This is a genomic window from Ensifer sp. 2TAB8, assembly GCF_052115125.1.
In the GTDB taxonomy this organism is placed as follows: Bacteria; Pseudomonadota; Alphaproteobacteria; order Rhizobiales; family Rhizobiaceae; genus Ensifer.
The window spans coordinates 111,398-133,077 of the sequence record NZ_JBFRGB010000005.1; the positions used below are offsets into that span (position 1 = coordinate 111,398).

Here is a 21,680-nt window from a genome sequence, read left to right on the forward strand (position 1 = left end):
AGGCACCCGATCAAAGAGCATGCGCGAAGGTCAGCCGGCTTCCGCATCCCTCAAGGCCACGATCTCGGTGGCGTTGTCGTTGGCGGCAAACTGCTCCAGCGTCATGTTGTCGAGGATCGAGGCGATCGCGTCGCGAACGTTGCTCATCGACTTGCGCACATGACAGTTGACCGGATCGGCACAGTCGTCGCAGGCCTCGAACGCAGTGCGGCTGGCGCAGCGGATCGGTGCCAGAGGACCGTCGAGCGTGCGGATGACCTGGCCGATGCGGATGTCGGAGGCCGGCCGGGACAGGGAATAGCCACCGCCCGGGCCCTTCTTCGAGCGCAGGATGCCGGCATTGCGCAGTTCGAGCAGGATCGCGTCCAGGAACTTCTTCGGAATATTGTTCCGCGTGGCGATCTCGGTGATGAAGGCGGTCTCTCCGGGCTCCAGTTGAGCCAGGTCGACAAGGGCCTTGAGCCCGTATTTTCCTTTTTTGGTCAACATGTCACTTCACTTTCCTGAACAAGGAAAGCCGCCACAAGTCCGCGTGCCACGGCATTCGCCGGGGGGGCAACGGGTTGTGACGGCCGCACTCTTTCGCTTAGGATGTCCTACACCCAAACCGCACCATTCTCAAGAAATTACGTCAGTTACTGCATAGATTTAGTGATTTTAGAAGGCGCTTTTATGGCAGGGGCGGATTTCCGCTCCCTTGGGCAGGCAGCTTGCCTCAAACACCTGCAGTTGCTTCCCTCAGACGACAGAAAAGCAGGGATCGGAGCCGCCGCAGGACGCCCCGGTTCAGGATCGATGCGATCACACCGTGAGATGCCGGCGCGCCTCTGATGTGTCCAGCGTTTCGGGTGCGCCCTCGTGGACCACAGCGCCCCGGTCGAGGATGTAGACGTGGTCGGCGAGCTCGCGGCAGAAATCAAGATATTGCTCGACCAGGAGGATCGCCATGCCGGTGGAATCCCGGAGATAGCGGATCGCCCGGCCGATATCCTTGATGATCGAGGGCTGGATGCCCTCGGTCGGCTCGTCAAGCACCAGGATCTTCGGCCGTGTCACCAGCGCCCGGCCGATTGCCAGTTGCTGTTGCTGGCCGCCGGAGAGGTCGCCGCCGCGACGGCCGAGCATCGAGCGCAGAACCGGGAAGAGGTTGAAGACGTCCTCCGGTATCGAGCGGTTGCCGCGCTTCAGCGGCGCATAGCCGGTTTCGAGGTTCTCCTTCACGGTCAACAGCGGAAAGATCTCACGCCCCTGGGGCACATAGCCGATGCCTTGTTTGGCCCGCCGATAGGGCGCCAGGCCGGCGAGCGATGCACCGTTGAAGGCGATGGCGCCGGCGCTCACCGGATGCTGGCCGGTGATCGCGCGGAGCAGGCTCGACTTGCCGACACCATTGCGCCCGAGCACGCAGGTAATCTTGCCCATCTCTGCCGTGATCGACACGTTGCGCAGCGCCTGCGCGGCCCCGTAGTGAAGGTTGACGTTTTCGACGCTCAGCATGGCGCGCGCTCCTCGTAGATTTCCGGCATGAGATGTCAGCGGCCGAGATAGTTTTCGATCACCTTGGGATCGCTGCTGACGAAGTCTATCGAGCCTTCCGCCAGCACCGCCCCTTCGGCAAGGCAAGTGACCTTGACGCCGAGTTCGCGGATGAAGCCCATGTCGTGCTCGACCACGACGACGGACCGGGTCTTGGCGATCTCCTTGAGCAGAACCGCCGTCTCGGCAGTCTCCGCATCGGTCATGCCGGCCACCGGTTCGTCGACCAGCAGCAGTTCCGGCTCCTGCGCGAGCAGCATGCCGATCTCCAGCCATTGCTTCTGGCCGTGCGAAAGGTGGGCGGCGAGGTCGTCACGCCGAGAGGACATGCGGATGATCGACAGGATTTCCTCGATACGGCCCCTATCCTGTGATGTCAGACGGTAGAACAGCGTCGGAAACACCCCGCGCTTGCGGTTCAGGGCGAGTTCGAGATTGTCCCACACGGTGTGGCTTTCGAAGACGGTCGGTTTCTGGAACTTGCGGCCGATGCCGAGCGAGGCGATCTCCGCCTCGTCTCTCTTCGTCAGGTCGATCTCACCCTTGAAAAAGACTTGCCCCTCGTCCGGCCGGGTCTTGCCGGTGATGATGTCCATCATCGTCGTCTTGCCCGCACCGTTCGGGCCGATGATCGCCCGGAGCTCGCCGGGTTCGATGACGAAGGAGAGCGCGTTCAGCGCCTTGAAGCCATCGAAGGAGACGGAGACGCCGTCGAGATAGAGAAGGCTGGTCGGTTTGGTCTGGCCGATTGTCTGGTTCATGTCGCTACTCCGCCGCCATGGGTTCAACAGCAAGATTGTCCGGCGTTTCAGTCACCCGCGTCCGACGCTCCGCACGCCGGCGGGCGAAGTACGCGCCGGCTGTTCCTACGACGCCCTTCGGCAGGAACAGGGTGACGAGCACGAAGAGGCCGCCGAGTGCAAACAACCAGAACTCCGGAAACGCCGCGGTAAAAATGCTCTTGCCGCCGTTGACGAGGATGGCGCCGACGATCGGGCCGATAAGTGTGCCGCGCCCGCCGACCGCCGTCCAGATCACCACTTCGATCGAATTTCCGGGCTCGAACTCGCCGGGGTTGATGATCCCGACCTGCGGCACATAAAGCGCGCCGGCAATGCCCGCCATCATCGCCGAGACGGTGAAGGCAAAGAGCTTGATGTGCTCGACCCGATAGCCGAGGAAGCGCGTCCGGCTCTCCGCGTCGCGGACTGCGACGAGCACCTTGCCGTACTTGGAGCGCACGATCGCCGACGTCAGGATCAGGCAGAGCGCCAGCATCAGCGCCGAGGCCGCGAACAAGGCGGCGCGCGTGCCGTTAGCCTGGATGTTGAAGCCGAGGATGTCCTTGAAGTCGGTCAGGCCGTTGTTGCCGCCGAAGCCCATGTCGTTGCGGAAGAAGGCAAGCAGCAGCGCATAGGTCATCGCCTGGGTGATGATCGAGAGATAGACGCCGTTGACGCGCGAGCGGAACGCAAACCAGCCGAAGACGAAGGCGAGCAGCCCGGGCACCAGAACCACCATGAGGGCGGCGAACCAGAACATGCCGAAGCCGTGCCAGAACCACGGCAGTTCCTTCCAGTTGAGGAAGACCATGAAATCCGGCAGCAGCGGATTGCCGTAGGAGCCGCGCGCGCCGATCTGGCGCATAAGATACATGCCCATGGCATAGCCGCCGAGCGCGAAGAAGGCTGCGTGCCCGAGCGAAAGGATGCCGCAGAAACCCCAGACGAGATCGAGCGCCAGCGACAGGAGCGCATAGGTGAGATACTTGCCGAACAGCGAGACTAGATAGGTCGGCACGTGCAGCGGATGGTCGGGCGCGGTCAAGAGATTGAGCGCCGGGACGAGCATGGCGAGGCCGACAAGGATCGCCACGACCGTGAGGATGCTGCGATCTGCTGATTTCATCAGAAACGAGGTGATCATGCTTCCACCGCCCTTCCCTTGAGCGCGAAGAGCCCGCGCGGTTTCTTCTGGATGAAGAGGATGATCAGCACCAGGACGAGGATCTTGCCGAGCACGGCACCGGCATAGGGCTCGAGGAACTTGTTGAGGATGCCGAGCGAGAAGGCGCCGACGAGCGTGCCCCAGAGATTGCCGACACCACCGAAGACGACGACCATGAAGCTGTCGATGATGTAGCCCTGTCCGAGATTGGGCGAGACGTTGTCGATCTGCGAGAGCGCGACGCCCGCCATGCCGGCAATGCCGGAGCCGAGCGCGAAGGTCAGGGCATCGACGAGCGGCGTGCGGATGCCCATGGAAGACGCCATGCGGCGGTTCTGCGTGACAGCCCGCATCCGAAGCCCCATCGGCGTTTTCTTGAGGAGGAACAGGAGGGCTGCGAACACCGCCAGCGCAAAGACGATGATCCAGAGGCGGTTCCAGGTGATCGTCAGCCCGCCGAGGTCAAACGCACCGGACATCCAGGAGGGGTTGCCGACCTCGCGATTGGTCGGCCCGAAGATCGAGCGCACCGACTGCTGCAGGATGAGCGAGATGCCCCAGGTGGCAAGCAGCGTCTCGAGCGGGCGGCCATACAGAAAGCGGATGACGCCGCGCTCGATCGCGAGACCGACCGCGCCGGTCACGAGAAAGGCGAGCGGCAGCGCGATCGCCAGCGACCAGTCGAAGAGGCCGGGATAGGCGTTGCGTATGACCTCCTGCACCAGGAAGGTCGTGTAGGCGCCGAGCATGACCATCTCGCCATGGGCCATGTTGATGATGCCCATGACGCCGAAAGTGATGGCCAGTCCGATGGCGGCCAAGAGCAGAACGGAGCCGAGCGACAGGCCGTACCAGACATTCTGGCCGGCGCTCCAGAAGGCCTGGGTCTGTTCGATCCGGGCGATCGCCGCCTCGATGTCGGGCTTGAGGGAAACATCGGCAGTGGCCAGAGCGGAGGTCAGCACAGCAAGGCCGCTGCGGCCGTTGCCTTCGGCAAGCAGTGCGATCGCCTGGCGCTTCTGATCGTCGGGGCGATCCGAGACAAGCAGCGTCACCGCACGGGCCTCGTCGAGAACCTGGCGCACGGTCCCGTCCTTCTCGGCGGCGATCGCCGTTTCGATCGCCTCGAGCGCATCGGCATTGGGCGTCTGCAGCATGGATTGCGCCGCCTTCAGCCGCGCGCCGGCGTCATCGCTGAAGAGCGTCAGGCCGCCGAGCGCGCTGCGAACCGCGCGACGCACGGCATTGTTGACCTTGACCTTCTGCATCGCCGCCTTCGGCACCTCTCCGGCATCGGCGGCGGTCACGGGATCGACGAGCAGCAGGTTTGCGCCCTGCGCCTTGACGAGGAAGACCTTGCCGTCGGACTTGCGCTGGTAGAGTTCGCCTTCGCCCAGCGCCTGGAGCACGGGAATGACCTTGGCGTCGCCAGTCTTGGCGAGCGTCGAGATGCGGTCGTCCATGTCGGAGAGCTTTGCCGCGCCGAGCTGGTCTATCAGCGTGCCGAGGTCGTCGGCGGCGCGAAGTCCGAGCACGTGGGTCGAGATGACCAGGCACAAGGCAACAAGCAGGATTTGCAGAATTCGGTACATCACCCTCTCGCTCGGGTCTCGCCGTGCCGCGCGGGCAACAGGCTTCGGTCGAGGTTTCGTGGGAACTCCCTCCGCCCGGCCGCATCATCGGGCGGAGGGTGCTTGCCCCCGGATTTCGTCATGCAAGGATTGTCCGGGCGGCTGACCGCCCGGTTATGATTACGTGATGAAATCAGGAGCCCTTGCCGCCGCACTTGCCGGTGGCAACGTTGAAGTTGCCGCAGGACATCGGCGCGCGCCAATCGGAGATCAGGTCCTTGGAGTCCGGCAGGTAATCGGACCATTCGTCGCCGACCACGAGCCCGGGCGTTTCCCAGACGGTCTCGAACTGGCCGTCGCCCTGGATCTCGCCGATCAGCACCGGCTTGGTGATGTGGTGGTTCGGCATCATCGTCGAATAGCCGCCCGAAAGGTTCGGCACGGAAACGCCGATCATCGCGTCGAGGACCTTGTCCGTATCGGTCGTGCCCGCCTTTTCGACCGCCTTCAGCCACATGTTGAAGCCGATGTAATGTGCTTCCATCGGATCGTTGGTCACGCGCTTGTCGTTCTTGGTATAGGCCTTCCAGGTCTTGATGAACTCGGCATTGGCAGGCGTGTCGACCGACTGGAAATAGTTCCAGGCGGCGAGATGGCCGACGAGCGGCGTGGTATCGAGACCGGCGAGTTCCTCTTCGCCCACCGAGAAGGCGACGACCGGAATGTCCTCGGCCTTGACGCCCTGGTTCGCCAGCTCCTTGTAGAAGGGCACGTTGGCGTCGCCGTTGATGGTCGAGACGACGGCGGTCTTCTTGCCGGCCGAGCCGAACTTCTTGATGTCGGAGACGATCGTCTGCCAGTCGGAATGACCGAAGGGCGTGTAGTTGATCATGATGTCCTCGGGCTTCACGCCCTTGGAAATCAGATAGGCCTCGAGGATCTTGTTGGTCGTACGCGGATAGACATAGTCTGTGCCGGCCAGCACCCAGCGCTCGACGCTCTCGTTCTCCATCAGGTAGTCGACGGCCGGGATCGCCTGCTGGTTCGGTGCGGCGCCGGTGTAGAAGACGTTGCGCTGGCTTTCCTCGCCCTCGTACTGGACCGGGTAGAAGAGGATCGAATTCAGCTCTTCGAACACCGGCAGAACGGACTTGCGCGACACCGAGGTCCAGCAGCCGAAGACTGCGGATACCTTGTCGACAGAGATCAGCTCACGTGCCTTTTCGGCAAAGAGCGGCCAGTCGGACGCAGGGTCGACGACGACGGCTTCCAGCTTCTTGCCGAGCAGGCCGCCCTTCTTGTTCTGCTCGTCGATCAGCATCAGCATGGCGTCCTTCAGCGTCGTCTCGGAGATCGCCATGGTGCCGGAAAGCGAATGCAGGATGCCGACCTTGATCGTGTCGTCCGCAGCGAAAGCGCCGTTGAACGCCGTCGTCGACAGGATGGCGGCCAGGAATGCGCCGGTGACGCTTGCCTTGATATTCATCTGATGGAACCCCTCTCGTTCTGGAGCAACTGGGCTTCGGTGTTTTTTAGCCGTTGCTTGAGGGGATCATCGGCCAGCCACGCTGCACTGCACATACGTCATTCTACGTAGGCGCCGGGGGCAAAGAGGAAGCCGGTCGAAGATGGACCGCCGAGGCCGGCACAATCGGACCCTTCATGCTTGACCTTACCACCGTTGGAAGCTCTAGAACCGGGCCCGCGCTGACGGCAGCCGAGCTGGAGACAGAGATCGATGCGCGCGGCCAGGATGCATCAAGCCCCAAGGGCCCCGAAAGACATGACGTCCTCACTTCATCCGCATTGGGATACGGCCCGGGAGAAGCGTTCGCTCACCCTGCGCTTCGTTGCTTTCGCAATCCTGCTGGCAAGTCTGCTTCTCGGCGGCAACGCGGGCGCGGAACGCATGCACGCGGTCGTCGTCGTCAGCTATCTCATCATCAGCGTGGCGTCGGTGGCGACGGCGCGCTATCTGCCTGGCCGCACCTCGCTGACGACCCTTTTCGTCGTTCTCGATGCGTTACTGGTCGCTCTGCTGCTCTACGCCCATATTCTGGCCGGCCCGGTGACAGCGAACCACAATCTGACGACGACCAGTCTCGTCGTCGCCTTCATCCTGCTCGTCCATGTCGGCCTGAAGCTGGAGCGACGCCTGGTGCTCCTTTTTTCCGCGATCGTGCTCACAGCCTGGGTGACGATGCTGGCGATGACCGCGGCAAGGCACGATGCCTCCGGTCCGCTTTCGCTGCTCGGAGCATTCTTCAACCAGGATCTCGGCCTGACCGTGAGCTTCGGCTTCACCGCCTTTGCCATCTATCTTCTTGCGCGCGACCACGACCGGACGCGCAAGGAAGCGTTGAAGGCCGACCAGCGACGGCAAAATCTCTCGCGTTTCTTTTCGCCGCTGGTGGTTTCCGCGCTGCAGGAGAAAGGCGATGTGCTCGGCCTGGAGCGGCGCAGCGCCGCGATCATGTTCGTGGACCTGCGCGATTTCACCAGCTTTGCCGAGGCGGCACCGGCACCTGAGCTCGCCTTCGTGCTCGCCGAATATCGCCAACTCGTCTCGCAGACGATCTTCGAACATGGCGGCACGGTCGACAAGTTCATCGGCGACGGCGTCATGGCGGTCTTCGGCCAGCCAAGGCCAAAGGAAGACGATGCCGACAGGGCGCTTGCCTGCGCGCTCGATCTCGTCGACATCCTCACGGATTGGAAGAACCACAACGCGCGCAACAACCACCCAGCGCTTGATGCCGGCATCGGCCTGCACTACGGCACCGTCGTTGGCGGCGTTCTCGACAGCGGCTGCCACAGCGAATTCACCGTCATCGGCGACGCGGTCAACGTCGCCCAGCGCCTGGAATCCATGACCAAGACGCTACAGGTGCCACTCGTCGTCTCCGCCTCGCTGATGTGCCGGCTTCAAGGACCCGCACCTGAAGCCGCATGGCTATCGCACGAGGCGGTGGTGCTGCCGGGTCGTCGCCTTCCGGTCGACATCTGGTGCCTCCAACGGGAGGCCGGCCTGGCCCACCCGAACGAGGACGAGCCGTTCGCCGTTCCTCAGTCGCTGACGATTACCGACCGCTGAGGCCGAGCGTGAACCGCGTGGTAAAATCGCCGCCCCACCACATGGGGAAGTTGGTGCCCCATTTGTTGTTGTGGATGTTGAAGCGGACGCCAGAGGAGTAATCGGGCAGGTCCTTGCAGAAGGCCATGAACGGCCAGGACTGCGGCGCGACCAGCGGCGTGTCTAGGTTTTCGACCAGCAGTTCCGCGCCCGCTTCCGTCTGCCCGCGAACAGCCGTGACCGCCTGCAGCTGCGCGCCGCCCGCACGGGCGAAATTGCCGGTCGCGTGCCAGTGCCCCATCTTGCGTACGTGCCACGCGGAACGTCCCTCCGGCGTGAACGACAGGAAGCTCGCTTCCGGCATGCGGTTGGCATTCTTGCCATAGAGGGACAGCCGGATATCGAGCCCGTCCTTGCCGGCGGAAAATTCGATGGCGATTTCGGCAGGCGCGCCCAATTGCTCCACCGCTTCTGCCGGCATGGCTGCAAGGACGGACGTTGCGGTCGTGCCGCGAAGCTTTGGCGCGTAGGCCTGCGAGCGCGCTTCGGCGACCTTGGCAAGCCCCGGCTTGTCGTGGTCGAGCACAGCCCAGTCCATCCAATGGGTGAGGTACGTATCCATGTGGCGGCGAACGTCGCCGGCATCGTAGCCTTCGTAGCGATAGGCGATCAGCGAACCGTTGGCGCCACGGACCGTCCGGCCGTCGGGCGCCGTCAGAGCGGAAACGTCGCCGGCTACCGGATCAAGCTCGATGATCCAGCCGCCGACATCGAGCCGCGTAGCGGTTTCGCTTGCCTCTGGCCGTGGTGGAACGGCAATCTCGGCAAGGGCCGCCTCCGCTCGGGCGGCGTCATCGCCTTCCAGTTCCGCGACCGCCTGGTCGAGATAGGCCCGCTGCTCCGCCCAGGACGCCTCGGTATAGTGGAAGCGCGGGTCAGCCTTCCGTGCCGCTTCGAAGGCGGGGCGTGCCCAGGCCTTCTCGTCGCGCAGGAAGGATTTGATGTCGACGCCGCAGGTGTGTTCGGCCACCAGCGCCAGCTTGCGGCCAAAGGCCTGGCGGCTTGCGGTCATCCGCTCGCCGGAAAATTGGTCGTAGAGTCGCTGCAGCGCCAGGTAGCGGGCGATCTTTTCCGGATCGGTGCCGCTGCCGTGGATCCAGCTGTCGCCGAGTTCCTTCTCGACGACCGGGAAACGCTCGCGCGCCGCCCACATCAGCGTGCCGTAGTCCTCCAGCGTCGCCGCGCGCACGGCGGCACCGGGCTCGTGTTTGAGGATTTCGCGATAGGCCTCTGCCGTCTGCGACACGCTCTGCGGGCCGATATTGTCGCTGGTATGGGCGAAGCTCAGGCCGTCGGAGAGGCCCTCGGGAAAATAGGTCTCGCCATAGGAGCGCTGATACATGACGACGATTTCCTCGCCGCCCGCCGCCCGCCAGCGGAAAATATCCGGGATTTCCGGCGGCGGCGAGGCCGAGTTGACGCCGATATGCAGGAAGCGCACGCCGGCTTGCGCCAAGAGCGGCACCATGCCGAGCGTATGGCCGGGCACGTCGGTCATCTTCGCGGCAATCGTCTTCAGACCGAAGCGATGGTCGAGCTCCTGCGCATAGGAAAGACCCGCCTTGAAAAGATCCGGCGACATCAGCTCCGTATGGGTCGTGAAAGGCAGTGCGTGCCAGCGGATCAGGCCGCGCTCGATCGCCTGCTCCAGTCGGGCGACCTCTTCCTTCGAGCGTGAATTCAGGTGATCCCAGATCAACCAGGCGCCCGTGGTCCAGATGAACTGCGGCTCTTCCGGATTCTCATTGAAGAAGTGTTCGCCGGTCTCGATCGCCTGAGGGATGAAGCGCTCGTGATACTGCTTTCCGATCTTTTCGGCGTGGTCGGTAAAGCCGATATCGAGATGTGTCTTGAAGACGACGTGAATGCGTTTTCCGGTCATGTTCATTACTTTCAACCGACGGTGCCCCGCACGATCAGGCGGGTGTTGAGTGTCTCGGTAAGCGGCTCGGCATCGGGTGCCCTGAGGCGCATGAGAATGAGACGGACGAGCGCGCGCACACGCTCTTCAAGGTCGATGCGCACGGTGGTGAGGTTGTAGCTCCTCCAGTGTGCCTGCGGGATGTCGTCGAAGCCGACGACCTTGACGTCCTCGGGCACGGACAGGCCGAGCTCATGGCGCAGCGCATCGATCGCCCCGAAGGCACCGACGTCGTTGGCCGCAAAGATCGCGTCAGCACCCTCGCCGATGCGAAAGAGATCGAGCGTCGCCTGGTAGGCGGTGTCATAGGTGTAGTCGCCTGCAAGCACGATCGGCGCATCCATCCCGCGCTCCGCAAGCGTCTCCTTCAGCGTGCGCTCGCGCTCGGCATTGGCGAGCGACTGCGCCTTGCCGCCGAGATAGGCGATACGGCGGGCGCCGTAGCCCTGAAGCAGGGCCACGGCCTGTTCGATGCCGTTCTTCTGGCGAACCAGCAGCCGGTCGTAGAGCGTGCCGGAGGCGGCGCCTGCGAACTGCTTCACGTCGTCGTAAATCACATAGATCGGCACGGCGCGATCGAGAAAGCCGCAGAGCACGTCGGGCAGGATGTTCTCGGTGAAGGCGATCACCGAATCCGGGTTGAAACCGCGCATATAGGTGAGCAGGCGCGGATCCATGCTGAAATCGGCCTTGGCCTTGAAGAGCAGCGTCGCGAAGCCTTCCGCCTGCAATGCAGTGGTCAGCGCATCGATCTCCTGGCTTTCCCAGGGGCTGCAGACGTCGGGCACGATCATGCCGACGAGATGCGAGCGGCCGGTGACGAGTGAGCGCGCCGCCATGTCGGGCGTGTAGTTCAGCTCCCGCGCCACCTGCAGGATCCGGTCGCGCTTTTCCGGCTTCAGCGAAGCGTTCGGGTTGAAGGCCCGAGACACGGCAACACGGGAAACATTGGCCTCGCGCGCCACCTGATCTGCGGTGGCTCGGGTAGCTTTCTTGTCGGCGCGATCGTTCATTTATCCGTCACAAAATGAAAACGTGTTCACTCACAAAAGAAATCAACTCGGCGATTTCGTCAAGTGGAATAGACATTCTTTCGACAATCGCAGAAAGAACGCCTGGTTCATGTTGACAAAAATGAAAGCGTGTTCATTCTTGGTCGCCGTCGGGACACCGGACCTGGAGGAGGGCCGGACTGTCGCAGCCAGACATATTGGTCCTTGAGGGGGCCGACCGGGAGGAGAAAACATGCGTACCAGGTTTCATTCCCTACTGCTCAGCGCAGCCGCGGCCATTGCCTTTGCCGCGCCGGTGAGCGCCACCGAACTCAACATCACCTGCCGCTGCATCATCGGCGGCGTAAACAGCGGCATGGCCGAGTGGATCGAAAAGAAGGTCATTCCGGCCTTTACCGAGAAGATGAAGGCCGAAGGCAAGGACGTCACCGTCAAGCTCACCCAGTTCGGCGGTGAGGACGAGCAGCTGACGCAGCAGCTCGCGCTCGATTTCTCCACCGGCGCCGGCCCTGATGTCTCCGGCTTCGACGGCTTCCTGATCCCGAGCTTCGTCCAGGGCAATCTTCTGAAGTCGCTCGAGGAAGTGGCCGGCCCCGACGTTCCGAAGTGGGAAGGCTGGCAGCATATCTCCGACGGCACCAAGGCGCTGATGAGCTACCAGGGCAAGCCCTATGGCATTGCGCTCGGCACCGATGCCCGCATGATCTTCGTGCGCAAGGACCTCTTCAAATCGGCCGGCCTCGATGCCGACAGCTGGCAGCCGAAGTCCTGGGACGAGTTGCTCGACGCCGCCCGCAAGATCAAGGCCGCCGCACCCGACAGCTTCCCGTTGCAGCTCAATGCCGGCGTCTCCATGGGCGAGGCGACCACGATGCAGGGCTACTGGATGGCACTGCTCGGCACCGGCGAGCAGGTCACCGACGATAGCGGCAAATACATCGTCTCGAGCCAGGGCATTCTCGACACGCTGAAGCTCTACAAGACCATCTACGTCGACGACAAGCTCGGCGACCAGCGCGCGCAGCTGCTGGCCGACGGCCGCAACCGGACCTTCGCCAATTTCCGCGACGGCAAGACGGCGATGCTCGTCGAGGGTGACTGGTTCTATCGCTCGGTGACAGCGCCCGGCGCCGAATTCGCCGTTGCCGACCGTGACAACACCATGACCTGGAAGAAGATGCCGGCCGCGGCACCGGGCAAGGGCCTGCGCGGCCAGGACTTCGTCACCATGTCCGGCGGCACCGGCTTCGTCATCAATCCGCATACGGACGCGCCCGCCGAATCCTGGGCGCTGCTTTCCTTCATGAACAGCAAGGAGCAGCTCGACGCGTTCCAGGAAATCCAGCCGGCCATCCGCATCCGCGACGACGTGGCGATCCCGAACTCGCCGTTCCTGACGGAAACGGCAACGACGCTTTTGCCGATCACAACGGCCCGTCCAAACGACGCCAACTACAACAAGGTCTCGACCGAGATCCAGCGGATGACTGAAAGCGTCGTTTCCGGCGAGCTTTCGCCCGAGGACGCGATGGCCCAGTACAAGGCGGCCGTCATCGCCATCGTCGGCGAAGAAAACACCGTCAGCACGCTCTAAACCGACGCGGGATGTGGCCGCAACGAGGCCCTCATCCCGCTTCGATCCAACGACAGAGCGCCCGGCTGCCATCCGTGGCCGGGCTCCCGATCCAGGCTATGGGCATGAAACGCGCATGAAGAAATTCTCCCTGCTTTCGACGCGCGCCGGCGCGCTCTTTCTGGCACCGGCCACGGCCCTCGTCGGGGTCTTCGTGATCATCCCCTTCTTCTGGGTGATCGTCGTCTCCTTCACCAACCGCACGCTGCTCGGCCGCACAGCCGTCGACCCGGATTTCGTCGGCCTGCAGAACTACTTTGCGCTCTTCAATCCCACGACCTTCTTCACCCGTGGCCAGTTCGGTTTCTCGCTGATCCTGACGATCCAGTTCGTGCTGCTATCGGCCCTCATCGGCCAGGCGCTTTTGGGTCTCCTGCTCGCCTGGCTCAGCCAGACGGTGACGCCGACGCTCAAATCCTTCCTGCAGACAGCGGTCATCGCCGCCTGGATCCTGCCGGAGGTAGTGATCGGCTTCGCCTGGTTCGCATTCCTCGACTACGACAACGGCACGCTCAACATGATCCTGCGCGGCCTCGGCCTGCCGCCGGGCGACTGGCTGCTGCAGCAACCGTTTTGGGTGATCGTCTTCTTCAACACCTGGCGGGGCGCCGCCTTCTCGATGATGCTGTTCAACTCGGCCTTCCAGTCGATCCCACCGAGTTATTTTCAGGCCGCCGATGTCGCCGGCGCCACCTCCTGGCAAAAGCTGCGCGACATCGCGCTGCCCTTGATCCGCGGTCATGTGGTCACCGATTTGATCCTCATTACCATGTGGACCTTCAACGTCTTCACGCCATTCCTGCTCACCCATGGCGGACCGTCCTACCGCACCGAAATCCTGTCGATCTACACCTACCGCGTCGCCTTCAAGGATTTCGAGTTCGGCAAGGGCGCTGCCGTCGGCGTCGTCATCATGCTGATCAACCTGGCCTTTGCGCTCGTCTATCTTCGCCTTGCCCACAAGAAGCCGGTGGAGGCGGAATGATGCGGAAGAAAACTCAGAACATCTTCGTGCGGCGCACGATCTTTGCGGCCGCCGCCACCTTCCTCGGCACTGTCTTCGCGCTGCCGCTCGTCTGGTTCATCTTCGCACCGTTCAATGCGCGTGCCGAACTCGGGCTCGCTATCCCCTCGCCCTTCACGCTGTCAAACTTCGCCACCGTCTTCCAGAACACGTTTGCCATGCAGGCACTGCTAAACAGCCTGATCCAGGCGGCAGGCGGCGTCGTGCTGGTCGGCGCGGCGGCGACGCTTGCCGCCTATGCCCTCTCGCGCTCGCCGATCCCGGGCAAGGGCGCCGTCACCTATATCCTGCTGCTCTTCTCGTCGGTCGTTTCAGGCTCGGCGGCAATGGTGCCGATCTTCCTCATCATCTCGGCGGCAGGTCTGATCGATACCCACCTCGCCGTGATCCTCGTCTTCGCCGGCGGGTTGCTGCCGACGGCGATGTTCATTCTTCGCGATTTCATCGACGCCATTCCGCGCTCCTATGAGGAGAGCGCGATGGTCGCCGGCGCCTCGCCGCTGCAGGCCTTCTTCGACGTGGCGCTGCCGGTCATCCGGCCGGGCATCGTCGTGGTCGTCGTCTGGGCCTTCGTCAACATCTGGGGCAGCTTCCTCATCCCCTTCATCCTGCTGCGCAGCGACAAGCTGATGCCGGCGTCGGTCGCCATCTATTCCTTCTATTCGGAGGCCGGCACGCCGATCGTCACGCTGCTTGCCGCCTATTCGCTGATCTACTCCCTGCCCGTCATTGCCCTCTATCTCTTCGTGAATTGGAAATTCGGTTTCCGGTTCTTCGGTGGCATCAAGTCGTAATCGGAAATCTGTCATGGCCTCTGTCGAATTCCAGAACATCTCCAAGAGCTTCGGCGCCTTCATCGCCGTTCCCGACATCAGCTTCCAGATCGCCGATGGCGAATTCATCTGCCTGCTTGGCCCCTCCGGCTGCGGCAAGACCACCAGCCTGCGCATGATCGCGGGACTTGAAACCCCGACCTCTGGCAGGGTGATGATCGGCGGCCGCGACGTCACCTATCTGCACCCGAAGGACCGCGGCATTTCCATGGTCTTCCAGGACTATGCGCTCTACCCGCACATGAACATCGCCGACAACATCGCCTACCCCCTGAAAGTGCGCGGCGAGCAGGAAACCAAGCGCCACGCCCGCGCCAAGGAAGTGGCTGATGTCTTGAAGATCGGCGACCTGATGAAGCGCCTGCCGAGCCAGATTTCCGGCGGCCAGCAGCAGCGCACGTCGCTGGCGCGTGCGTTGGTCTATCCGAGCGAGGTCTATCTCTTCGACGAGCCGCTTTCGAACCTTGATGCGAAGCTCCGCCTCGAAGCGCGCGGCTTTCTCAACCACCTGCAGCGCGACATGGGCATGACCGCCGTCTACGTCACGCACGACCAGGCCGAGGCCATGGCGCTCGCAACCCGCATCGCCGTCATGGACAAGGGCCGGATCGTGCAGTTCGCGCCGCCGATCGAGATCTATCGCCGGCCGGCGACGACCTTCGTCGCCAACTTCGTCGGCAATCCGCCGATGAACCTGGTGCCGGTCGAGGCATCCATCGGCGAAGGCGCGCTGCATCTCAGGGCAGACGGCCTGAAGCTTGCGCCGATTGCGCTGACTGACGCCATCGCCAAGGCGGCGAAATCAGGCAGGATGACACTCGGCGTCCGCCCCGAACATCTGCGTATCGCAGCTGCCGGCGACTCCAATGTGGTTTCCGGCGAACTCTTCGCCAACGAGAACATGGGGCCGGAGAGCCTCGTCACGTTGGAGCGCGGCGACAACGGTCGCGTGACCGCGCGCATCTTTACCGACGACGAGATCAAGGTCGGAACCGCCGTCCATCTCGCCTTCGACGCCAGGCACATCACCCTCTTCGACGACAGCGGCGCCCGCATTCCCGCCGCCGACGAGCGCTGAGGCCGCCATGCAGGAATTTTCCGTGCGGATTACCCGCGAGCATCGAGCGGCCGATCCCTATTTCTACCTGCCCTTCGCGGTGCCCGAAGGCGTGACACGCATCGACGCGACACTGAGTTATCCGAAATCCGAGAAGTGCATCATCGATCTCGGCGCACTCGATCCGCGCGCGACCGATTATCCGACCAGCCAAGGTTTTCGCGGCTGGAGCGGCGGGGCGCGCGACCGCTTCTTCATCGCCACCGATGACGCCACGCCCGGCTACATCCACGGCGAGCTGCCGCCCGGCCAGTGGAAGGTGATACTCGGCCTCTACAAGATCCCCGAGGAGGGCGCCGAGATTCGCGTGACGGTCGATTTCGACAGAAGCCAGCGCCCGATCGTGCCGCAACCGGAACGACGTTTCCCTGCGCGCAAGGAAGCCGGATGGTATCGCGGCGATCTGCACTGCCATACGTTCCACTCGGATGCGGCCGGCTCGCCCGAAATGCTGCATGCCGCAGCGCGACAGGCGGGGCTCGACTTCCTCGCGGTCGCCGATCACAACACCATCACCCAGCGGCGCTACTTCCATTCGCATTCCTCCGCGGACCTCGTCTTTGTCCGCGCCATGGAAATCACCACGGCCGTCGGCCATGCCAATGTCTTCGGCGTCGACGACTGGGTCGACTTTCGCATGACGAAGCCGGAGCACGCCCACACGCTCGCGCGCCTGGTGCATGAACGCGGCGGCCTGCTCTCGGTCAACCACGACAAGCCGACGATCCCCTGGGACTACGACCTGCCTAAGATCGACTGCATGGAGGTCTGGCAGTCTCATTGGCTCGCCTGGAACTGGGTTTCGCTCGAGCGCTACCAACAGCGCCTTGCCTCGGGCCTGAAGATCTCTGCGATCGGCGGCAGCGATTTCCACCAGCCGGCGCGACTGATGCCCGAGGGGCCGCTGGTGCTCGCCCGTCCGACGACCGTGCTTTACATGGATGAGCTTTCCGAAGAGGCCGTGCTCGGCGCGATGAAGTCCGGTCGTGGCTATGTGACGGAAAGCCCAACGGGACCGCATCTGGAACTCACCGCCAACGGCGAACCGATGGGATCAAGCGTCAGCGGCCCCGTTGTCGCCGAGGCGTTGGTTCGCGGCGCCAGCGGCGACAGGCTGCTGTGGCTCGACGCCTCCGGCATCGTCGGTGAAGAGATCATCGAAAGCGACGACTGGACCGGCCAATATATCGGTTCGCCGCGACACTTCCTGCGCACGGAGATCGTCGCCGTCGCAAGCCGCGAGACGATCGTCACCGAGTTCCGCGACGCACTCGCCGGCAAGAGCCTCCCCTGGCAGCTTTCCGAAGAGGATCTGGCGATGCAGACGATCCGCCGTGCGATCAGCAACCCGATCTATTGCCGCCCTGACTGACGCACGTTTCCTGCTCTCGCTTGAAATGGTTTCCACGGTAACAGCTACCGCCTGCCGGCCGCTGACCGATGGACACTGGGAACTCGCCGCCCTCTTCTGCCCTTCCCGGTAAATTTTCGTTTGCAGCAATTTTAAGCAGAAACCTTCCGTGCTAAGAAAAAAGGCATAAGCTCCCTCAACGGCACGTTAGGACCCCCATGGCCGCACGCCAGCGCATCATTCCCGTCAGGCGTGAATACAATCGCTGGGTCGCCAACCAGACGCTTGAGGACTATGCGCTGCGCTTCACCGCCAAGAGCGCCCGGCGCTTCTCCTCCGAGCGCATTTCGCAGACTGCCATCGGCGCGATCTCCTTTCTGGCGTTGGAAGCGATCGGCGGCGCCATCACCATGTCCTACGGCACGACCAATGCGATCGTTGCGATCGTCGTCGCCAGCCTGATGATCCTCACCGTGGGGCTGCCGATCAGCCGCTATGCGATCCGCCACGGCGTCGACATCGATCTGCTCACCCGCGGCGCCAGCTTCGGCTATATCGGCTCGACGGTGACCTCGCTGATTTATGCCAGCTTCACCTTCATCCTCTTTGCGATCGAGGCCTCGATCATGTCGGGCGCGCTCGAACTGGCACTCGGGATTCCCTTGTGGATCGGCTACATCCTGAGCGCCGTCGTCGTCATTCCGCTCGTCACCCACGGCGTGCGGCTGATCAGCAAGTTTCAGTTGATCACACAGCCATTCTGGATCGTGCTCAACGTCCTGCCTTTCGTCTTCATCGCCTTTGCCGACTGGGAGAAGGTCGGCGCCTGGCTTGCCTATGCCGGCATTCACCACACCTCAGGGCCTCCCGGCACGTTCGCACCGTTTGACCTCGTCGAGTTCGGCGCGGCCTCGGCCGTGATCTTCGCGCTGATGGCGCAGATCGGCGAACAGGTCGACTTCCTGCGCTTCCTGCCGCCCGATGGTCAGCGCAAGCTACATCATCGCATCGCCGTCTTCCTCGCCGGTTCCGGCTGGGTAATCGTCGGCGCCCCGAAATTGCTCGCCGGCTCGTTCCTGGTGGTGCTGGCGCTTTCGGCCGGCGTGCCTTCGACCAAGGCCGCCGATCCGGCGCAGATGTACTACACCGCCTTCGGCTACATGATCCCCTCCGACACGGCAGCACTTCTCCTGATGGTCGCCTTCGTTGTTGTGTCGCAGCTGAAGATCAACGTCATGAACGCCTATGCAGGCTCGCTTGCCTGGTCGAACTTCTTCTCGCGGCTGACCCACAGCCACCCGGGCCGCGTCGTCTGGCTGGTCTTCAACGTCGCGATCGCGCTTCTTTTGATGGAGCTCGGCATCTACCGTCTGCTTGAGGAAACGCTCGGTGTCTTCTCGATCATCGCCATGGCCTGGCTCTGCACGATTTCGGCCGATCTTTTCGTCAACAAGCCGCTCGGTCTGTCGCCGCCGGGCATCGAGTTCAAGCGCGCCCATCTCCACGATATCAACCCTGTCGGCCTTGGCGCCATGGCGATCTCGGCGACCGTTGCACTGATCGCGCATTTCGGTGCCTTTGGCGAAATTGCCGCCTCGCTTGCGCCCTATATCGCGCTCGTCGTCGCGTTTGTGGCGTCGCCTTTGATTGCCTGGCTGACCGACGGCAAGTTCTACCTCGCGCGCAAGCCGCGCCGGAGCTGGGCGAATCAGAGCGAGATTACCTGCTCGATCTGCGAGCACCCGTTCGAACCGGAGGACATGGCCTGGTGCCCGGCCTATGCCGCACCGATCTGCTCGCTCTGCTGCTCGCTCGATAGCCGCTGCCACGACATGTGCAAGCCGAAGGCGCGCTTCAACGCCCAGGTCGCGACCGTCGCCAACACCCTGCTTCCGCGCACTGTCACCGAAAAGCTGGCGACGCGGCTCGGCCGCTACGCCATCTCCGCAGTGCTGTCGATCGCCGGCATCGGCCTGATCCTCGCAATGATCGCCCACCAGACTGCCGGCACATCCCCCGAGGTTGCTGCGGTCGTCGAGCGCACCGTCGCGGTCGTCTTCTTCGTCTTTGCCGTGCTCGCGGGCATCGTCTCGTGGTTCTACGTGCTTGCCCATGACAGCCGCGTGGTCGCCGAGGAGGAATCCTCCCGACAGAACACATTACTGCTGAAGGAAATCGCCGCGCACAAGAAGACGGACGCAGCGCTGCAACAGGCGAAGGAAACGGCGGAAGCCGCCAACCGCGCCAAGAGCCGTTATGTCGTCGGCCTCAGCCACGAGCTTCGAACGCCGCTCAATGCCGTGCTCGGCTACGCCCAGGTGCTGGAACGAGATGAAACGATACCGCCTGCGCGCCAAGGCGCGATCAAGGTCATCAAGCGCAGCGCCGACCATCTTTCCGGCTTGATCGACGGGCTGCTGGACATTTCGAAGATCGAGGCCGGCAAGCTGCAGGTCTATTCCAACGAGATCAACATTCACGATTTCCTCGACCAGATCGTCGAGATGTTTCGCCCGCAGGCGCAGGCGAAGAGCATCACCTTCGAGCATGAACGCGCCGCCAGCCTGCCGCGCTATGTGAAGACCGACGAGAAGCGCCTGCGACAGATCCTGGTCAATCTTCTCTCCAACGCGCTGAAATTCACCGAGCGGGGCGGCATCCGGCTGGATGTCGCCTATCGCAGCCAGGTGGCAACCTTCACGGTAACCGACAGCGGCCGCGGCATTGCCGACAAGGACCTGCCGCGCATTTTCGACCCGTTCCAGCGCGGCGAAGCCGAACATCTGGGCAGCATGCCGGGCCTCGGCCTGGGGCTTACGATCACGCGCCTTCTGACGCAGACGCTCGGTGGCGAAATCGCCGTTACCAGCGTGATTGGCGAGGGCACAACGTTCCGCGTCCGGCTGATGCTTTCGGCGGTCGACCGCCCGGCGCTCACGGCACCCGTCCGCCGCATCACCTCCTATCTCGGCTTGCGACGCACCATCGTCGTCGTTGACGACAATGCCGACCATCGCGCGCTGATGCGCGAGGTCCTGATCCCCATGGATTTCACGGTCTTCGCGGTCCCGTCCGGGGCCGATTGCCTGTCGCTGCTTGCGGACGTCGACGCGGACCTCTTCCTGATCGACATTTCGATGCCGGGCATGAACGGCTGGGAACTTGCCGGACGGCTGCGCGAAACCGGACAGATGGCACCGATCATCATGCTGTCGGCCAATATCGGCGACGGCTCGGCCACCGGCGCCTTTGCCAGCCATAACGACACGCTCGCCAAACCTTTCGTGGTCAGCCAGCTCGTCGACAAGCTTGCGGTCCATCTCGATCTCGCCTGGATCCACGAAGGCGAGGAAAGACCGCCGCATACCGCACCAGGGGGCCGGTCGATCATGCGTCCAGATTTCCATCACGTGCAGGAACTGATCCGGCTCGGCGAGATCGGCTACATCAGGGGCATCGAGGCCAAGCTCACGGAGATCGCGCTGGCGCCCGAACATCAATCCTTTGTCGAGGAGGCCCGCACCTATGTGCAGGCCTTCGATCTTTCGGGCTACGACGCCTTCCTCAGAAACGGCACAGAAAAAGGAGGCGACGCCCATGGCTGAGACCTACGACCGCCGCGACATCGTACTGCTCGTCGACGATTCACCGGAGGCCCTCGGCTTCCTCACCGAGGCGCTGGAGCGTTCGGGCTTTTCCGCGCTGATCGCAACCTCGGGCAATGCCGCGCTTTCGATCGCGGAACGCATCACCCCCGACGTCATTCTGCTCGATGCGGTCATGCCGGGCATGGACGGATTCGAGACCTGCCGGCGGCTCAAGGCCAACGCCGCCGTCGGCCAGACACCGGTACTGTTCATGACCGGCTTGACCGAGACCGAACACGTTGTCCGCGCCCTTGAAGCCGGCGGCGTCGACTATCTGACCAAGCCGATCAATATCGATGAGCTTCGGGCGCGCATCCGCGTCCATCTCTCCAATGCCCGCTCCGCCCAGAGCGCACGGGTCGCGCTCGACGCGGCCGGCCGCCATCTGCTGGCGGTGCGCGCCGACGGTGGCGTCTGCTGGTCGACACCACAGGCGACCCGCCTCGTCAATGCAGCAACCGGCCGTGACGATGGCTTGAGCACGGTCACCAAACGCATCGCCCGCTGGATGGATAGCCGCGCCCGTGGGCCGTCTTCGCACGATGGGAGCTTCACGCTCGATCAACCCGGCCAATCCGGCCTGCAGATATCCTATCTCGGCGGCATCGGCCCGAACGAATATCTCTTCCGCCTGACCGCCGAGAACCGGCTGACGGACGACGAAATGCTGCGCCAGCATTTCGCGCTGACACAGCGAGAGTCGGAGGTGCTGCTCTGGATCGCCAAGGGCAAGGCGAACCGCGACATCGGGGAGATCCTGGGCCTGAGCGCGCGAACCGTAACCAAGCATCTGGAGCAGATCTATGTGAAGCTCGGCGTCGAGAACCGGGCATCGGCCGCAGTCAAGGCGACACAGGTACTGCACGGCATCTGAAGCGAGACCGGAACATCCGCGGCGCTGGCACGTTCGGCTGGTGATCCCGGCGCCTACTGGTGTACTATCGACACCGCCGA

Annotated in this window: 16 protein-coding genes; 8 read left to right on the forward strand and 8 right to left on the reverse strand. The window is 63.2% G+C overall.

From position 1 onward, the window contains the following. Positions 1 to 30: 30 nt before the first annotated feature. The 6 genes from AB4Z53_RS11510 to urtA all read right to left on the reverse strand — a co-directional run bounded on the left by AB4Z53_RS11510 (position 31) and on the right by urtA (position 6,540). Positions 31 to 489 carry an RrF2 family transcriptional regulator gene (locus tag AB4Z53_RS11510; protein WP_060522010.1) on the reverse strand — a complete coding sequence of 153 codons (459 nt, stop codon included), beginning with the start codon at positions 487 to 489 and terminating at the stop codon, positions 31 to 33. Between the two features lie 312 nt (positions 490 to 801). After that, positions 802 to 1,497 carry an urea ABC transporter ATP-binding subunit UrtE gene (gene urtE / locus AB4Z53_RS11515; protein WP_113538423.1) on the reverse strand — a complete coding sequence of 232 codons (696 nt, stop codon included), beginning with the start codon at positions 1,495 to 1,497 and terminating at the stop codon, positions 802 to 804. 35 nt (positions 1,498 to 1,532) lie between these two features. Beyond that, the gene (gene urtD / locus AB4Z53_RS11520; RefSeq protein ID WP_113538422.1) at positions 1,533 to 2,297 is read right to left on the reverse strand and encodes an urea ABC transporter ATP-binding protein UrtD; all 765 of its coding nucleotides are present in this window, start codon (positions 2,295 to 2,297) and stop codon (positions 1,533 to 1,535) included. Positions 2,298 to 2,301: 4 nt separating this feature from the next. Then, complete coding sequence (urtC, locus tag AB4Z53_RS11525) at positions 2,302 to 3,462, reverse strand: urea ABC transporter permease subunit UrtC (protein WP_441595910.1); 1,161 nt, start codon at positions 3,460 to 3,462, stop codon at positions 2,302 to 2,304. Then, positions 3,459 to 5,075 (reverse strand): urea ABC transporter permease subunit UrtB, encoded by a 1,617-nt coding sequence (gene urtB / locus AB4Z53_RS11530; protein ID WP_113538421.1) that lies wholly within the window; start codon positions 5,073 to 5,075, stop codon positions 3,459 to 3,461. Before urtB ends, urtC begins: the two co-directional genes overlap by 4 nt. Positions 5,076 to 5,247: 172 nt before the next feature. Continuing rightward, a complete protein-coding gene (gene urtA / locus AB4Z53_RS11535; protein WP_113538420.1) occupies positions 5,248 to 6,540 on the reverse strand; it encodes an urea ABC transporter substrate-binding protein in 1,293 nt (430 codons plus the stop codon). Positions 6,541 to 6,837: 297 nt separating this feature from the next. Here urtA and AB4Z53_RS11540 point away from each other — a divergent pair, with 297 nt between their 5' ends. Next, the gene (locus tag AB4Z53_RS11540) at positions 6,838 to 8,148 is read left to right on the forward strand and encodes an adenylate/guanylate cyclase domain-containing protein (RefSeq protein ID WP_441595911.1); all 1,311 of its coding nucleotides are present in this window, start codon (positions 6,838 to 6,840) and stop codon (positions 8,146 to 8,148) included. Here the strand turns inward: AB4Z53_RS11540 and AB4Z53_RS11545 are convergent. Together AB4Z53_RS11545 and AB4Z53_RS11550 are read right to left on the reverse strand one after the other, a co-directional pair. Further along, positions 8,135 to 10,069, reverse strand: coding sequence for a DUF5054 domain-containing protein (locus AB4Z53_RS11545; protein ID WP_441595912.1), 1,935 nt, complete (start codon positions 10,067 to 10,069; stop codon positions 8,135 to 8,137). The genes AB4Z53_RS11540 and AB4Z53_RS11545 overlap by 14 nt on opposite strands. Positions 10,070 to 10,080: 11 nt before the next feature. After that, entirely contained in the window at positions 10,081 to 11,121 is a 1,041-nt protein-coding gene (locus AB4Z53_RS11550; protein WP_113538419.1) for a LacI family DNA-binding transcriptional regulator, read from the reverse strand. Positions 11,122 to 11,353: 232 nt separating this feature from the next. On the opposite strand from AB4Z53_RS11550, the gene AB4Z53_RS11555 reads away from it, so the two are divergent. The 7 genes from AB4Z53_RS11555 (at position 11,354) to AB4Z53_RS11585 (ending at position 21,600) form a co-directional block, all read left to right on the forward strand. Continuing rightward, positions 11,354 to 12,715 (forward strand): extracellular solute-binding protein, encoded by a 1,362-nt coding sequence (locus AB4Z53_RS11555; RefSeq protein WP_093235684.1) that lies wholly within the window; start codon positions 11,354 to 11,356, stop codon positions 12,713 to 12,715. A 115-nt stretch (positions 12,716 to 12,830) separates the two neighbouring features. Continuing rightward, on the forward strand, positions 12,831 to 13,739 hold the full coding sequence (locus AB4Z53_RS11560; RefSeq protein WP_441595913.1) for a carbohydrate ABC transporter permease: 909 nt from the start codon (positions 12,831 to 12,833) through the stop codon (positions 13,737 to 13,739). Further along, positions 13,739 to 14,572, forward strand: a complete 834-nt coding sequence (locus AB4Z53_RS11565) for a carbohydrate ABC transporter permease (protein WP_113538524.1) — start codon at positions 13,739 to 13,741, stop codon at positions 14,570 to 14,572. The genes AB4Z53_RS11560 and AB4Z53_RS11565 overlap by 1 nt, the downstream gene beginning before the upstream one ends. Positions 14,573 to 14,585: 13 nt before the next feature. Further along, a complete protein-coding gene (locus tag AB4Z53_RS11570) occupies positions 14,586 to 15,689 on the forward strand; it encodes an ABC transporter ATP-binding protein (protein WP_441595914.1) in 1,104 nt (367 codons plus the stop codon). Positions 15,690 to 15,696: 7 nt separating this feature from the next. Further along, the gene (locus tag AB4Z53_RS11575) at positions 15,697 to 17,100 is read left to right on the forward strand and encodes a CehA/McbA family metallohydrolase (RefSeq protein WP_441595915.1); all 1,404 of its coding nucleotides are present in this window, start codon (positions 15,697 to 15,699) and stop codon (positions 17,098 to 17,100) included. A 197-nt stretch (positions 17,101 to 17,297) separates the two neighbouring features. Beyond that, positions 17,298 to 20,684, forward strand: coding sequence for a hybrid sensor histidine kinase/response regulator (locus AB4Z53_RS11580; RefSeq protein WP_441595916.1), 3,387 nt, complete (start codon positions 17,298 to 17,300; stop codon positions 20,682 to 20,684). Beyond that, positions 20,677 to 21,600: a response regulator gene (locus AB4Z53_RS11585; protein ID WP_441595917.1), complete on the forward strand. Its 924-nt coding sequence runs from the start codon at positions 20,677 to 20,679 to the stop codon at positions 21,598 to 21,600. The genes AB4Z53_RS11580 and AB4Z53_RS11585 overlap by 8 nt, the downstream gene beginning before the upstream one ends. Positions 21,601 to 21,680: the final 80 nt, after the last annotated feature.